The organism is Calditrichota bacterium, assembly GCA_016867835.1.
Taxonomy (GTDB): Bacteria; Electryoneota; AABM5-125-24; order Hatepunaeales; family Hatepunaeaceae; genus VGIQ01.
In genome coordinates this window covers 1-15,948 of the sequence record VGIQ01000064.1, presented here as the reverse complement: position 1 = coordinate 15,948, position 15,948 = coordinate 1, and the positions used below count along the sequence as shown (strand labels likewise).

Sequence of the window (15,948 nt, the reverse complement as noted above, 5' to 3'; positions counted from 1 at the left end):
AACGCTACGCGAGTCATTGGCCGGATCGGAATCCGACCCTACGCGTTCAATATGACAGGAGTAATGGTGGGCGATGCCGGGATCGAACCGACGACCTCCTGCGTGTAAGGCAGGCGCTCTGGACCGGCTGAGCTAATCGCCCCAAGATGCTTCCAATTGATGACTCCCGGATTGAAGGATCGAACATGCGTCTCGCTTCGATTCTCACATCTGGAGGAGAACGGAACCTCCTACCCTTCCCTATCCGACTTTAGCTTCCGCCGCCGCGCCTCCCAGAGGATCGCCGCAGGGAAGACGAGCAGATAGACAACCAAGAGCATGAGTGGGGCTACGGTTCGGGATAGCGGATTATCCCACGGACCTATCGACATTAGGAGATAGCCCAGGATCAGGAGCACCGCGCCGATGGCGTAGAGCGCCACCTGGGTGCGGCTGATATGAAGCGGCGGTAGAAAGTGCCGCGGCTTGTGATGTTTATCAGCCAAGTCAATTCACCTCGATATGTGACTTCTGCATTAGAAGCCGGTGTTGATGGAGAAGTAATATTGGGGCCGCATCTCGCTACCCTTGTTATGCGGCGACCAGGCGACATCCCACTGGAGCGGGAAGATACCGAGATCGATCCGGATGCCGAAGCCAAAGCCGAAGGTAGTCTTGTAAGGCAAATAGCCATCGTGGTATGAATTGCCCCTCTGCCGAGCATTCCAGTCCTTTATTCTTCCATTCAGCCATGCAGATCCCCAATCGGTGAAAAGCGCTCCCCTAATGTCCCTAAAGTAGGCAGGCAAAGGGAAACCGAACATTAGGTGCCTAATGAACGGAAAGCGGAACTCTATGTTATTAACAAAATAACGAGTACCAGTCCGATTGTAGTAGCCAACCCCCCGCAGCGGCCCAACGAAACTGGAATAGTAGATGTCGTTCAGTTTGTCTATCAGGATACCGTTTTCAGGATTGTCATAGCGGGGATTGATCCAGTTGCTCACCCCGCCAAGAAAAAACCGCATCGGGTTCTCTCCTTCGGATAGACCGGCGCTGAACCTTAAGCCCAGTGAATAGTCCTTCCTGATCTTAAAGTAAGACCGCCAGTCAGCGGTTCCCGTCCGGAACGCGACGCCCAGCCCACTCCCTATCTTTGGACTCCAGATTCCATCCAGGCGCCAGCGCGAGCCGTTGCCCGGCTCGACCGAACTGTGCCAGACTCCCGTATCGTGGACGATGCCGAGATGCGGCGCAAGGGTCGTCAGCCGCGACCTTGGGCGGTAGTCCTCCCCATCCCAAACCGACCGCTCCACGACCATATACTCGGCACTCAATTCGGCCCGGTTGAAGCGACTGAACGGATAGGACGATGCGGCGAAGAACCCGAAATTACGGTCCCTTAGCCGTCCATAATCGAATGGATAGGCAAAATGGTAGCCGCCAAAGCCGAGATCGACTCGTCGCGCCAGATAACGATACATCGAGAAGAAGTTTGAGTTTTCGGTCGAGCGGTTGAGATCGACAGCCAGATAGAGTTGGTGGTTTCCGAGAACGTCTGAGAAGAGCAGCGTCCCGGATCCTTGAGCCCGGAAGTAAGGGCTGTAAGAGGCTGAGACGAAGACCAAGTCGGGTGATAGTTGCACCCTATAGTCGTGGCTTGGCCATTTTCCGCCCTCGGTGCGCGAGCGGTGAGCGATTTTGGTAGAATCGGGTGTTTTGGTTGATGTGAAAGCAGTGTCACTATCCTTCAAGAGGCGATCGAATACAAAGTGCGAATAGTCGGTCGGGGTTCCGGCGATGTCAGCGTCCTTAAGCCGGGCATTGCGTATGCCTTCGGCGGCTGGTAATTTCGCCGTCTTCAAGTGCGATTCGGGTGAAAAGGGATCGTTGGCAAGAAAGATGTCATAGCCGTTGTCATAGTAGGAGGCGAAGGCGAGCGATCCGGCTTGTCGCGAGACTGTCGGCTGAAAACTGCCGGTTACAAGATTGGTGATGGCATGGCGTTCACCGGTTTTCCGGTCGAGCAGATAGATGTTGAAGGCTCCGCTAACATCGCTGACGTAGAGCAGCCTGTCCGGATCCGAAGTCCATAGCGGAGTCCTTGCCACTGCGCTGTCCGAGGTCAATTTTTGCAGAAGGCTGTCGCTTCTCGAATACTCGTAAACTTCGAAAATCCTTATGTTGCGATTGATCAGGGAGGGCGGCGCCGATGCAACATCCGACTCCCGATTGGAGGTAAAGAAGATGCGCTCCCCATCTTGCGACCAGGCAGGATCGTCGTCATCGAAGAGGTCATCGGTGACAAGTTCAAGGCGTCCGTTGGCGACTTCAACAAGGGCGATGTCGCTCTGGCCATTCAGAACCCGCACGAAGGCGATCCACTCCCCATCTGGAGACCAAGAGGGACTGAAGATACCGTCGGACTCAAACGTGAAGCGCCTGACGACCCGGCTGCGCTGGACATCTACGAGGTAGATCGCGTCGCGCTTGCCGGCTTTTGCGGCTAATGCGATCCTCTTACCATCGGGTGACCAGGTGATGCCGGGACGGAGCCAATGAAGTTCCTCGAATTGACCGGTGCGTTGACCACGCACCAGTCGCTTGAGAACTTTGCCGTCGATCGTCCGCATCAGATAGACGTCGAAGAAGTCGGAACGATCTGAGAGGAAAGCCAGGTATTCGCCGTCCGGCGACAATGCCGGGCTGTTGTTTATGTAGCAATTTTCCTTGCGGTGATCGGTCAACTGATGAGCGTTGCGATCGGGCGGGTCGGTTCCGGCGACCTGGGGCCAGTAACGTTCCTTCAACCAGCGCCGCCATTTCTTCGAGAGTTCTTCTTCGTTCAATCCGATGGCGGCCTTCAAGGCGCGCTCGAAATCGCGCAATCCTTTGACTTGATGGAGGATTTCACCGATCTTCTCGTCGCCGTAACGCCAGGCGATGAAATAGAGGATCGACTGACCGCATTTATAGACACCGAGGTAGCCGTAATGGTCAAGATCGTCGATCTCCGGCAGGTTGTCATTGACGACGGCATCGCGCAGGAACATTTCGGTCTCGAGATCGAGCCCGCCGCGGGATTGATACTCCGCCAGACCCTCAGTGAACCACAACGGCAGCCGGGCTTGAGAAACACCTGAAATGATTGCGCCGAACCCCTGCCCGAATAAGAGGTTAAGCATCATCGCATGAGTCAGTTCGTGGTGGATGACGTGCCGGAACTTCTCGTGGTCGCCCTCGAAAGGAACAACGACTCTCGTCCGCAAGAACTCGGTGAAACCGCCGACGCCTTCTTCCTGATGCTCGGCGGTTACATTGGTCTGGACGAAGTCGTTATGAGACTTGTAGGTGATCAGAGTGATGGGGCCGAAACCGGACGCCGGGTAGCGAAACTTTTGCGCCAGTTTGCCATAGGCTTCCTCGGCAACCTCCGCGGCGAAGTCGGCAATACCCCGACCGCCTTGACTGGAGTAGATGTCGAAATGTTCAGTGGTTAAGTACTCCCAGTCGAAGTAGGTGTATTGCACCTTGTTCTTTCCAAACGACTGGGCATGGGCTGGATAAGTGAGCGCCGATGCGAATACTAGTCCGAGGAGCAGACAGGTGAACAAGTGAACAAGAGAGCAAGAAGAACTTGCCCGCTTACGTCTGCACTCCGGCACTATCGAACTGCTACGCATAAGCGTGCAGCCCGCCGAAAAAGTAGTTGCCGAAGAAAGATAGGAGGACTATCAGGAATCCAATAACCGAGAGGATCGCGGCACGGGAACCGGTCCAGCCGTGCTGGTAGCGGGCGTGAAGGTAGCCTGAATAGAAGAGCCAGGTAATAAGGGAGCCGACCTCCTTGGGATCCCAACTCCAGAACTGTCCCCAGGCCTGCTCAGCCCAGATAGCACCGGCAAATAGAGCACCGACGGTGTATAGTGGGTAGCCGAGCGAAGCGGCTTTGTAGCCTATCTCGTCAAGAAGGTCAAGTGTTAGGATCTGCCTGCGGTTCTCATCACGATTGACGCGGGATAGAATTGAGAGTATTGGGGCAGATAGAAGAGCGCCTAACAAGTAGGCAATGCCGATGAACTCGAAGATGAGCCAGGCGGACTTGGCCGATTCGCCGGATGCTGTTGGCAGTTGATGCGTCAACTGCAGCCAATCGGCTTTTAGCAACAACCCCTCGGCAAGCGCACCGGTCAGAAAACAAGTCAACAGCCCAATGAATAGCCAGCCCCCAAGACCGCTCGAGTCGCCTGCCCTGCGCCGACGCCATAGAAACGGCGTGACTGCCGTTCCCAGCAGGAATGCCATCCCTGTCAAGATGAAAAAGCCACCGAGGTTGACAGCATCGCCTGCCGGACCGAATGACGATGACGGTGTCGGAGGTTTGAGACCAACCAGCGATGCAACGAGTGCGATTGCCAGCGGCCCCAGAAGGAGAAATTTCCAAATTAGCGAAGCATCTGGCTTTGCATCTCCACGCTTCTTCGCAAGTGGCTGATAGCGTGTCAGGAGATAGATCGAACTGCCGGCAAAAGAAACCAGAAAGCAACCGGCGCCGAGAGCCGCAAGCGCGACGTGTATAATTAGCCAGACACTTCGCAAAGCAGGCATAAGCGACTGCGAAGCCTCCTTGGGAAGGAGCGCTCCCGCTACCATCAGCATGAAGACGACAGGCGAAATGAAAGTGCCGATCTCGGGGCGGCCATAACGACGATAGACGTATAGAAGCGTCAGGACCGCCATCCACGACATCGCCGACATGTATTCATACATGTTGGAGAGCGGCACATGACCGGTCAACTGCCAGCGGGCGATGAAGGCTGCAGTGTGCGGCAACAGCCCGAAGGTCATCAGGGCGGCACCGGTACGATGCCAGAAGGCTCCCTTCAGCGCGGCATTTAAACTGAAGGAGGCGAACCCGCCGAAGTAAGCCGTAAAGGCTATGTAATAGAGGGTTACGTCAAATTCGGATGACATGATCCAAGGGAAGAATATAGTTGTTAATGACTAATGATCAATGACTAATGAGCACTGGGCAGGCTTGGCAACAATCGATTGCTTATTGCTCGAGCGACATTCCCCTTGCATCTGGAGATCAGTCATTGGTCGTCAGACTTTGCTTTAGTTCAATCAGCAGCCGATGCGCCTCGAGCGGTGAGAGATGCTCCGGCTCAAGTGACTCCAAGCGCTCGCGCAATTTTCGCTCCAACGGATCGAAGAACGAGAGTTGTGCCGTGTGCCGTGCCGGGAGGCGCTTCGTTCCAGACTTGCTCTCAATGGTATTACGATCTACACGTCCATTTCCGGCATCGGGCGACACCGAAACGGTGGGACTCAGGTCATTTGCTTCGAGATTGGCGAGGACATCCTGGGCGCGTTCGATGACCTCGCGCGGGATACCGGCCATTCTTGCGACATGAATCCCGAAACTGTGATCGCTGCCGCCGGGGACGATCTTTCGCATGAACACGACTTTATCGCCATATTCGCGCACTGCAACGTTAAGGTTGACGACGCCGGGAAGATAGTTCTCCAGATCGATCAACTCGTGAAAGTGTGTTGCAAAGAGGGTTCGCGGGCGTAGGCGCGGCGTTTCGTGCAGATACTCGATAATCGACCAGGCGATGGAGAGTCCGTCAAAGGTCGAAGTCCCCCTTCCCACTTCATCGAATAGAACCAGTGAACGGGATGTAGCATTGTTGAGTATTGCAGCTGTCTCTTGCATTTCTACAAGGAAGGTCGATTCACCACCGGCAAGGTTGTCGAGTGCGCCGATGCGGGTGAAGAGGCGATCTACGACTCCGATCCGGGCTGACTTCGCGGGGATGAAAGAGCCCATTTGAGCCAGAATAACAATGATCCCGGTCTGGCGCAGATACGTTGACTTACCGGCCATATTGGGACCAGTCACAATGGCGATTCGCGGTCCATTGCCGCCCAACGAGGTGTCATTGGGGATAAAAGTCTCACCTGCCGGCAGGAGTCGGTCAACGACCGGATGACGTCCTTCGACGATCTCAAGCGTGTCATCGTCTGTAAGAGTCGGTCGATGAAAGCGCTCATCCATGGCAAGTTGAGCGAGCGAGGTAAGGAAGTCGAATTCAGCAAGCGCGGCGGCATTCTCTTGCAGCGTAGCAGCGCTCTCCAAAACCCGGGATACAATGACTCCGTAGAGTTCGATTTCTCGTTCCCGAATCTGGTCGGTCGCAGTGAGGATTTTCTCTTCGTAATCCTTCAATTCGGGGAGGGTGTAGCGTTCGGCGCCGGTCAGCGTTTGGCGCCGTTCGTAGCGGCTCGGAACCTTACCTTGATGCGAACGGGTGATTTCGATATAGTAACCGAAGACGCGATTGAAACCGACGCGAAGATTCGGGATACCGGTTGCTTTGCGCTCTCGGCTCTCAAGGTCTTCGAGAAATGACTTGCCACTGGTTTCGACGCTCCGGAGGTCGTCGATTTGACGGTCATAGCCGTCGCGGATAACTCCGCCTTCGGAAGCGAGCAGCGGCGGTTCGTCGGTGATTGCATTTCGTATTAACGATGCAATATCAGCGCATACGGAGATACGTCCCGCCCAGGCGCGGATCAACTCGCTGCGAAAGGCAGTAGTTAACTGCTGAAGAACTGGCAGCATCTCAAGAGTGGCGGCAAGCGCTGTGAGATCGCGGGGCGATCCTCGTGCGGTCGCAAGTCGGGCCAGCATGCGCTGGATGTCGCCAGACCGTTTAAGCAATTGACGAACAGATTCCCGCTCGCGTTCGCGTCGGGTGATTTCTCCAACCGCATCGAGTCGCTCGTCGATCAAGTTTATATCGGCGAGGGGTTCGAGGAGACGGCTGAAAAGTAGCCTTCGACCGGAGGGGGTAACGGTGCGGTCGATAACCGAGATGAGTGTTGCCCGGGGATTGCCGGAGAGCGAGTGTGTCAGTTCGAGGTTTCGTCGGGTAGAGGTCTCGATCAAAAGGTTGTGCCCAACATCAGCACGAACAAGGCGTGTGATATGCGACGGATCGGCGCGCAGGTTCTGTTTAAGGTAGTAAAGCAAAGCGCCTGCAGCAGCCAGCGCGGCGGGTTCACCTTCAAGACCGAAGCCTTTGAGGTTAACGGTATCGAAGTGACCGGTAAGTGTTCGGCGAGCGAACTCATCTTCCCAAATCCAGTCTTCCAGCCGGCTAACGGATTGACCGGTGCGGTTCTTTTCCGGTGCCGGGCCGAGTTCGGTGGTGGAGGCGGGGATGATCAGTTCAACCGGCTCCAGACGCAACGCAAGGCGATGCAGTTCCGGCAAGGTAAAAGTCCCGGCCGAAATGCTGCTGCCGGCGAGTTCAGCCCAGGCATAGCCGTATGTGTCTCCCTGGTGAATCATCGCGGCTATGCGGGCTGGTGCAAGATCTCCGTCTTCAAGCAGCGCAGGATTCGTCCCTGCGGTAACGACACGGACGACATCGCGCTTGACAAGGCCCTTGGCTTTCTTGGGATCTTCAACTTGTTCGACGATGACCACCCGCCGGCCGGCATCGACCATTCGGGTGAGATAGGTATCAAGTTGATGGTAGGGAAATCCGGCCAGGGGCACATTGACACCTTTGCCATGGGCGCGAGAGGTAAGGCGAATGCCGAGGATTTCCGATCCAATCACTGCGTCGTCATAAAACATCTCATAAAAGTCGCCCATTCGATAGAAGAGGATCGAATCAGGGAACTTCTTCTTAATAGCGGAAAACTGCTCGAGGAGCGGCGTCCGGCTGACATCTCGTGAGGTGGTCATTGAGAACTCGGTGGCTTCATAGAGTTGTCAACCTGCTCCATTTCCCAGAGCAGTAACCATCTAAGAACCGTATTCCAGGCATCGAACGAAGCCATCATCAGACCGGGAACGCCGTCGAGAAAGCCGCCTTTCAGGATGTAGCGTCGGAAGAAGCGGAGATTGGCTTTGAGGGAGCACTGGTAATAGAACTTGAGCAGCGACGCTCGGCGGCCTTTCGAAAACAAGTGACGGGCTTCGAAAGCGGCATCCCTAAGTCCCTTGCGTGAGAGTGCCTCAACGGAAACATAGGGATAATGATAAAGGGGATTTTCCAGCCGACCTACTCGGCCTTCAATTTTGATCGTCTCATGGATGTGATCCGCGGGAAATCGCCCTTTGTTGCGCCGGAATAGGCGCAATTGCCAATCGGGATATTGACTTCCGAATCTAAGAGCGCGGCCCATAACATGGTTGCGTCGTGGAAGGCAGTAGCCGACAGCATTGGGATGCGAAATGACTCTGCGGATCTCACCAGCAAGTTCGTCGGAAACAACTTCATCTGCGTCGAGCACCAATATCCACTCGCATCGACAGCGGTCTATGGCGGCATTCTTGTTCAGGTTGAGGTTGGGATGATTGGGAAGCGTCTCAACTTCGGCGCCGAGCGCTGAACCGACTTCGGCTGTGGTATCGGTCGAAGAACTATCGATTAGGACAAGTTGATCGGCCCAGCAGACACTGCCAAGTGAGCGCGGGAGATGAGCGGCTTCGTTGAATGCGATCATCGCTACCGAAAGATCAGCCACGGACTGGAGCCCGGCTTGACGATTCGACTGCCAGCGCCGTCCCGACGACAAACCAGAGTATGTTGGCAACTTCAGCGTCGGTTAAGTAGTTTTGAAAAAGCCCGGCGGTGAAGATTGCAGGCACGACCATTAATGCGCTCTTGCGGACTATAGACTCTCCTGAATGGGATTCACCGGCGAGGTTATCATCCGGTCGCCAGCGAATCATCCGGGCGAAGAAGATGACCCAAACGGCAATGAATAACGTTAGCGAAATCAGTCCGCCATCGACAGCAATCGAGAGGAGATCGCTGTGCGGATGGGCAATGCTCGGATAGCGTCCAGAAGCGCCATACTGGAAGAACGCTTCGCGCCAATTGCCGGCACCGACGCCAAGAAGCGGATATTCCCTGATAATGCGGAGGGACGATCTAACGAGTGCCAATCGAGGGCCTTCACCGACGCCTTCGCCTTGAAAGATATAGGTGAAACGAGTAAGCATTCCGGGAACAAGAGCGAGGAGTGCCGCTCCGCCGGTGACCAGTGCACCCAATGCCCAATAACGCAACTTTCGTGGTGCAAGCAGGACGAAGCCAAGTGCACCAACTCCGAAGCCGACCAACGCGCTGCGCGCAAAACTGACATATAGTCCCAGGGCAGATAAGATGATGGCAAAAAAGGCGCGCAGAAGATCGACCCGACTCCCGCCGAACGGGAACCGAGCAAGCGCCAGCAGGGCAACAATCATCGCCGCGCCCCCATAGGTCAGGTGATGATTGAAAGGGCCTATGGCCATGCTTCCGCCACCGTGATACTCCATGAACTGATCCCGCACGGGATCCCAACCGAAAGCATTCTGGACAAGTGCCAGAATCGCTGCCAGTAGTCCGCCGATCATGACCAAATAGAGCGCGCGCTCCCCGGAAAGTTGATCACGAATAAGAACTACCGGGACGACGAATGCGGCAAGCACCCAGCGCTTTTCAAACCAGTGCTTTAAATGAACCGGGTAGTTCGACAGAAGCATAGCAGTAAAGTGGACTACCAAGAAGATGAGGAGCATAATCCCGAATAGTCCCCCCAATCGGCTTCTGCCGGGATCAACTTCGACTATCCGCCACAACGCAAGAAGCAGCCCAAACCCGAGCGCAAGGTTTGCTGCAGCGATCGAGATCGGCATCGCAAACGCGATGAGGGCAAGAGCGGTCTGCTCGGCAGATATACGACTCAATGGCCCAAACCGGGAAGATGGTGCTCGATGAATTTAATAGCCGAGGTGAGTGCGATATCTAATCCTGCTTTTTCATTACGGTCAATTCGAAGGTCAACACCCAGAGAGCGCGATGGAATACCGGGAAGCCATTGCTCGGGGGCGTCTTTACCCGCGAAGACGGCCCACGCCGGTATATCGGACGCAATGCCAAGATGCAAGAGCCCGTTTTCACCGGATAAAAGCAGAGTTGTATGTTGCATCAACGCTGCAGCCTTTAGCGGATCGGGTGAACCTGCCCAACTGACGGATTCGCCTAACGCCCGCTCCAAACTTATAAGATAGTCACGTTCGGCGTCTGCGGCAAAGAGTAGGAACCGGCACCTATAACGTCGTTGCAGCGAATCACAAAGACTCGTCCAGCAAGTCAAAGGCCACTGACGATGCTCGCGCTTGCAGAAAGGTGCCAGTGCAAGTGTCAATCTCCCGCCAATGTGCAGGCTCTGGAGGCGTACTTTTGCCCATTCTCTATCTTCGGTTCCGGGATAGACCACGGGAAGCATATCATCTTCAGGTACATCATCCAGTCTGCGGCTCCTGAAGAAACGCATCTTGGACCTAACGGCGTACTCTAGAGTCGTCGGAGGAACAATGGCATGGTTGTAACTGCCGAACCGGCCCGGTAAAGCCCAACCAGCCCGGAGTGGAGCGCCCGTCAAACGCGTGAGTAATGCCGATCCGGGCGTGGAGAGGAAATCCAGGACGAGGTCGTACCTGTTATACTGCAGTTTCCGGACGAGCGGCAGGTAGCGGGATAGACCGCTGCCCCGCGATGGTGCGATGATGACTTCGTTTACGTGAGGATTGTGGCCTAATGCCGATGCCGGAAGTGCCTCAAGGAGGATGTCGATGCGTAGATCGGGGCGCTCTGAATAGAGAAAGCGGATGATCGGCGTTGCCAGGACGGAATCCCCCATCGCCCGCAACTGGATGATCAGTATTCGGGCGCCGGTTAGGAGCGCCGCGAGGTCGATTGCCCGATAAGGCAAGTGTGCAACTCTAATCGAGCAGCGCCTTTAGTGTCGCGAGGTTGCGCGCATAGTCGGCGGTCTCGCCAGGGGTCTCGAGCAAGCCGGGAATGTCCCTGAACCGGCGATCTTCGAGCAGACGCTTGAATGGGGAAGCGCCTATGGTGCCATCGCCGATATGCTCATGGCGGTCAACACGGCTGCCGAGGGCTTTCTTCGAATCGTTCAAGTGAAAGCACTTAATCTGTTCCAGCCCAACGACTTTGTCAAACTCGGTGAAGACTTGCTCGTAGCCGTCACTGGAGGTCCAATCGTAACCGGCGGAGTGAATATGGCAGGTGTCTAAACAGACGCCCATCCGGGAAGGCGCGTTGACCCGGCGAAGCAGTTCGGCAATGTGTTCGAAGCGATAGCCCAGGTGACTGCCTTGTCCGGCGGTCACTTCGAGCAGGCAGAGAGCCTTGCCGTCGGGATGCTGGTCAAAGATGCGCCTAAGGGAGTCGGCAATCTTCTGGAGACCGTTCTCTTCGCCGGTTTTCATATGCGAGCCAGGATGAAGGACGACACCGACGAGTCCTAACTGATCGCCGCGAACCAGTTCGTCGAGGAAAGCGGAAAGCGAACGGGCATGAATATCAGCATCGGGGGCGCAGAGGTTTATAAGGTATGCGGCATGGGAGACGGCATGAGTCACGCCGTTAGCCTTCAAGCCGTCGAACCACTTTGCCAATTCCTTATCTTCAAACGGCTTGGCGTTCCACTGGTGCTGGTTCTTCGAGAATATCTGGATTGCCGGAACGCCTAACTCGGCAGCCTCAAGGGTGCCTTTGCTGACGCCTCCAGCGGTAGAGACGTGTGCGCCGAGGATCATATAGATTTGGGATTTTGGATTTTGGATTTTGGATTGGGAATGGTGGCGATAGCGTCTGCAATCCTGCCCAGCAGAGATGAGCCGTTTTGCTCCACCGCCGTCCCAATGACGATGGCGCTTGCGCCGGCTTCAGCGGCTTCTTTCGCCAATGACGGAGATGTGATGCCGCCGCCGACGATAATGGGAATGGATACACTCTGCACGACGGCGCGGATCATCTCCGACGGAACGGGTTGTTCGGCGCCGGATCCGGCCTCAAGATAGACCGCCTGCATGCCGAAGAGTTCGGCCGCCATAGCGTGTGCTGCAGCAAGACCTGACTTGTCGCGAGGAATCGGCTTGGTGTCGGAGACGAACTCAGCCGAGGTCATCCGCCCCGACTCAATCAGCAAATAAGCCATCGGAAGGACGGGCAGCCCAAGCCGCTTAATGATCGGCGCGGCCATCACTTGCTCGCCGATCAAATACTGTGGATTGCGTCCCGACAGGAGCGACATGAAGAGCACGCCGTCGGCGTGAGGTGAAATCTGACGGGAACTGCCGGGAAAGAGGAGCACCGGAATGTGGACCTTCGCCTTTACCGCACGAACAGCATCATCGAAGCCGTCATGGGCGATGAAACTGCCGCCGATCAGGATGACAGATACTCCAGCAGACTCACCCTCTGAGGCGATGCGCGCCAGTTCGTCCGTGCTTTGCGCGTCAGGGTCGAGCAGCAACCAGAGGTGACAATGCCCTTCAGGGGAGAAAAGGCGGTCGGCGAGCGTCAATGCCTTATCGCTGTGAGCACGCTTGTAAAAGAGACGGCGAGGCAAGCCGCCCACCTCATCGGTCATTGTCACCCGTTCCCAGCCTGCGGATCCGAGTTGGACAAGAACCGGCATGAGATCACATTTCACCTTCTCATCATGGTCGGGATAAGAAATCTTCCAGCCGCTAAGGGTGCCGGCTTCCACAATGGCGTACTCAAAGCGCGGCATTTAAGTTTCCAGATTTACAGGGTTTCAGTTTATTAGGGCATTCCGTGCAAGCCCTTCAAATCCTCTCACAGCCTCCCCCAGCAGTTCCGGCGTCTTCGTCCCGGCGGTTGCCATATGCGGCCGCCCACCGCCGCCGCCGCCGGCCAATCTCGCCGCCTGACCGACAAGTTCGCCTGCCTTCAGCCTGGTCGTCCGGATCGCATCATCGCCTACGACACAGACCAGTTGCCCGGCGCCGTTCTCACCCGCACTGACGAGCAGTGCTGCGGCTTTGGGGTTCTGACTGCGTATTGCATCGCCGACCATCTTGAGACGCTCGACATCGAGCCGGTCATACTGCTTGCGAACGACGGCGACGCCTTCGATGGGAGTTGCTGCGGCGAGCAGTTGCGCGGCTTCGCCGGCTGCCCACAAGCCGAGGAGTTGCTCCAGATCCTTTTCGAGCGCCTTCTTTTCGGCGATTGTCTTCCGCAACTTCTCGACCGGGCTTGAGCCGCGCGATCCGACGATGTCCTGGACGGCTTCGAGTTGACGATGCTCATCGCGCGCCCAGTTGAGTGCGTGCTCGCCAGTTACAGCGACGATTCGGCGCACTCCAGCCGAGGCGGCTTCCTCGGTGACGATCCGGAAGAGCCCTATTTCGCCGGTGCGGGAGACATGGCAGCCGCCGCATAGTTCACGGGAATAGGAATCGGAACCTCGACTGCCGCCGATATCAACTACGCGAACGATGTCGCCATACTTTTCGCCGAAGAGCGCAGTAATGCCGGAGGCGATAGCCTCCTTGTAGGGCACTTCATACCACTCGACCGGGTAATCGGTCCGGATGGCAGAGTTGACCTCGTCTTCGAGGGTAGCAATCTGCTCTTCGGTTAGCCTTTCGTGGTGCGTAAAGTCGAACCGAAGACGGTCAGGCGCGACGAGCGAACCGGCCTGGTTGCAATGCGGCCCAACCAATCTTCGCAGGGCCTTGTGGATCAGGTGTGTTCCGGTGTGGTTATACTGCGTTTGGCGGCGAAGATCGGTGTTGACTTCCAAGGTCAACGAGTCACCAACTTGAAGCGAACCGGTGAAGCCTTCGACCCGATGAACAACGAAGGCGCCCAGCCGTTTCACTTCCACTACCTGACCACGATGCCCGTCAATGGCAACTGATCCGGCATCTGAGATCTGTCCACCCGACTCGCTGTAGAAGGGAGTCTGTTCTGTAACCAATTCGACGGCTTCGCCTTCGCGTCGAACAGCAAGTATGCGGGCCTCAACCGATTGCTGCCAGTCCTTATAGCCAGTGAATTCGGTAATGAGTCCGGGCTCCCATTCACCAGACGAAGCTGCGAACTTTCGCTCACCACGTGCCAAATCACGTTGGGCGGCCATCAACTGGTCAAAGCGGTCGATATCGACCGTCAGACCTCGTTCGCGCGCCATTAGTTCGGTCAGGTCGAGGGGGAAGCCATAGGTGTCGTAGAGTTTGAAGGCTTCATCGCCGGGGAAGGCGCCGATCCTTGCGGAGTTCAATCGGGATATCGCCTCCCCGAAGAGTTCGAGGCCGCGTCCCAAGGTCCGGCTGAAGGACTCTTCCTCACTCTTGAGCACCCCTTCTATATGGTGAAACCGCTTGCTTAGTTCCGGATAAGCGTCGCCCATGGAGTCGATCAGCGCCGGCAACAGTGAACGAAGGAACGGTTCTTCAAGGCCTAAGGTCCGCGCATACCGCGCGGCGCGACGGAGGACACGACGCACAACGTAGCCTCGGCCATCGTTGGAGGGCAGCACCCCGTCGGCTATGGCAAACGACAGCATCCGGATGTGGTCGGCTATGACGCGGTGAGGAATTCCGGAGTTGTCCCGCGCATAGGGCACACCGGAAATCTGCGCAACGGCTTCGATCAATGGCTTGAAGATTGAGGTCTCGTAATTGGAGGGGACGCCTTCGAGAGCCTTCAAGATGCGTTCGAATCCGGCGCCGGTATCGACATGTTTGTTCGGTAGCGAGTGCAGTATTCCACTCTCGTCGCGGCGGTATTGGATAAAGACGAGGTTCCAAAGTTCGACGATCCGACCGCAATCGCCGTTGACCGCGCAGACGTGCCCCTGTTCACCTCCTTTGCGGCAGAAGTCGGATCCGAAGTCGTAGTGCAATTCCGAACAGGGTCCGCAAGGACCGACCTCCCCCATCTCCCAGAAGTTGTCCTTGCGGCTGTGACGAGAGATGCGAGTCGCAGGCAGGCCGATCTCGTCCTTCCAGATGTCGTAGGCATCCTGATCGAATCCGACCTGATCGTCACCGGCAAAGACTGTTGCATAGAGGCGATCCTTGTCCAGATCCCATACGGTGGTTAGGAGATCCCATGCCCATCGGATGGCTTCGCGTTTGTAGTAGTCGCCGAACGACCAGTTGCCGAGCATCTCGAAGAAAGTGTGGTGCGACGGTGAAGGGCCGACTTCCTCAAGGTCGTTGTGTTTGCCGGAGACGCGGATGCACTTTTGGGAATCGACCGCGCGCGACCAGGGGCGACTTCCGGTGCCGAGGAAGACGTCCTTGAACTGGTTCATTCCGGCGTTGGTGAAGAGCAATGTCGGGTCGCCGTGCGGCACCACCGGAGCCGACGGGACGACCTCGTGCCCCCGTTCGCGAAAGAACTCAAGGAATTGAGAGCGGATATGGGAGGGGTTAATGGTCAATGACTAATGAACGATGACTAATGATGATGCCAATGCTAATGCTGATGCTGATGCGTCATTCCCGCGGAAGCGGGAATCCAGGTGCACCAATCGGCAGTGCCAAACTATGCCACTACTTCCAGATAAAGGTCGATTGCTTCGCGAATCGCCGAATCAAGCGCTTGAAAATCGGGCGCTTCCGTTAAACAGCCAGGTAATTCGACGATCTCGCCCACAAGCCAACCGCTCTCGGGGTCGCGCTCGACAATGAGGGTGAAATCGCGATTTGATAGGGGAAGGTTTTGTTCATTTGGTGCCTTTCATCTGCTTGCTACTGCGCAAGTGATTAAATCATTATCTACAGATTGCAGGGCTGCAAGCGTAACTCAGAGTTGCCGGCGCAGTTGAAACAGCCACATTAGTTTTGCTTTTATATCCTCAAATCTTCCGGTATCGATTCTGCCTACTTCGCGCAGGATACCGCTGACTTCAATGGTCATTAGACGGTGCAGACGCAAGACTGAAGTTATCTTAAGTGTTTATCCGTAAATAACGCCTATTTTTCTGTAGGCAATGATGGCGCAAGCCAATTGCGCTAGGGCCACATAGCTTGCTGTTCTCTTCTCATAGCGAACCAACAGCTTTCTGAATCGGTTCAGCCACGAGTGTGATACCTCCACTACCCAG

General features: G+C 56.0%; 12 protein-coding genes and 1 tRNA gene. All 13 read right to left on the bottom strand.

Annotated elements, in window-relative coordinates:
• Positions 1 to 64 precede the first annotated feature (64 nt).
• Positions 65 to 142: transfer RNA gene (locus tag FJY67_07755), tRNA-Val, on the bottom strand.
• An 88-nt stretch (positions 143 to 230) separates the two neighbouring features.
• On the bottom strand, positions 231 to 485 hold the full coding sequence (locus tag FJY67_07750) for a hypothetical protein (GenBank protein ID MBM3329349.1): 255 nt from the start codon (positions 483 to 485) through the stop codon (positions 231 to 233).
• Between the two features lie 30 nt (positions 486 to 515).
• Positions 516 to 3,662 carry a hypothetical protein gene (locus FJY67_07745; protein ID MBM3329348.1) on the bottom strand — a complete coding sequence of 1,049 codons (3,147 nt, stop codon included), beginning with the start codon at positions 3,660 to 3,662 and terminating at the stop codon, positions 516 to 518.
• Positions 3,655 to 4,953, bottom strand: a complete 1,299-nt coding sequence (locus FJY67_07740) for a hypothetical protein (GenBank protein MBM3329347.1) — start codon at positions 4,951 to 4,953, stop codon at positions 3,655 to 3,657. Before FJY67_07740 ends, FJY67_07745 begins: the two co-directional genes overlap by 8 nt.
• A 118-nt stretch (positions 4,954 to 5,071) precedes the next feature.
• On the bottom strand, positions 5,072 to 7,744 hold the full coding sequence (gene mutS, locus FJY67_07735) for a DNA mismatch repair protein MutS (protein MBM3329346.1): 2,673 nt from the start codon (positions 7,742 to 7,744) through the stop codon (positions 5,072 to 5,074).
• The gene (locus FJY67_07730; GenBank protein ID MBM3329345.1) at positions 7,741 to 8,529 is read right to left on the bottom strand and encodes a glycosyltransferase family 2 protein; all 789 of its coding nucleotides are present in this window, start codon (positions 8,527 to 8,529) and stop codon (positions 7,741 to 7,743) included. Before FJY67_07730 ends, mutS begins: the two co-directional genes overlap by 4 nt.
• The gene (locus FJY67_07725; protein MBM3329344.1) at positions 8,522 to 9,739 is read right to left on the bottom strand and encodes an O-antigen ligase family protein; all 1,218 of its coding nucleotides are present in this window, start codon (positions 9,737 to 9,739) and stop codon (positions 8,522 to 8,524) included. Before FJY67_07725 ends, FJY67_07730 begins: the two co-directional genes overlap by 8 nt.
• Entirely contained in the window at positions 9,736 to 10,767 is a 1,032-nt protein-coding gene (locus tag FJY67_07720) for a glycosyltransferase family 9 protein (protein ID MBM3329343.1), read from the bottom strand. The genes FJY67_07725 and FJY67_07720 overlap by 4 nt, the downstream gene beginning before the upstream one ends.
• Positions 10,768 to 10,777: 10 nt before the next feature.
• Positions 10,778 to 11,617, bottom strand: coding sequence for a deoxyribonuclease IV (locus FJY67_07715; GenBank protein MBM3329342.1), 840 nt, complete (start codon positions 11,615 to 11,617; stop codon positions 10,778 to 10,780).
• Positions 11,614 to 12,453, bottom strand: a complete 840-nt coding sequence (locus FJY67_07710) for a geranylgeranylglyceryl/heptaprenylglyceryl phosphate synthase (protein ID MBM3329341.1) — start codon at positions 12,451 to 12,453, stop codon at positions 11,614 to 11,616. The genes FJY67_07715 and FJY67_07710 overlap by 4 nt, the downstream gene beginning before the upstream one ends.
• Before the next feature lie 168 nt (positions 12,454 to 12,621).
• Entirely contained in the window at positions 12,622 to 15,276 is a 2,655-nt protein-coding gene (gene alaS / locus FJY67_07705; GenBank protein MBM3329340.1) for an alanine--tRNA ligase, read from the bottom strand.
• Positions 15,277 to 15,386: 110 nt separating this feature from the next.
• Positions 15,387 to 15,530, bottom strand: a complete 144-nt coding sequence (locus FJY67_07700) for a type II toxin-antitoxin system HicB family antitoxin (protein MBM3329339.1) — start codon at positions 15,528 to 15,530, stop codon at positions 15,387 to 15,389.
• 270 nt (positions 15,531 to 15,800) lie between these two features.
• The coding region (locus tag FJY67_07695) for a transposase (protein ID MBM3329338.1) at positions 15,801 to 15,948 on the bottom strand (148 nt) is incomplete at its 5' end.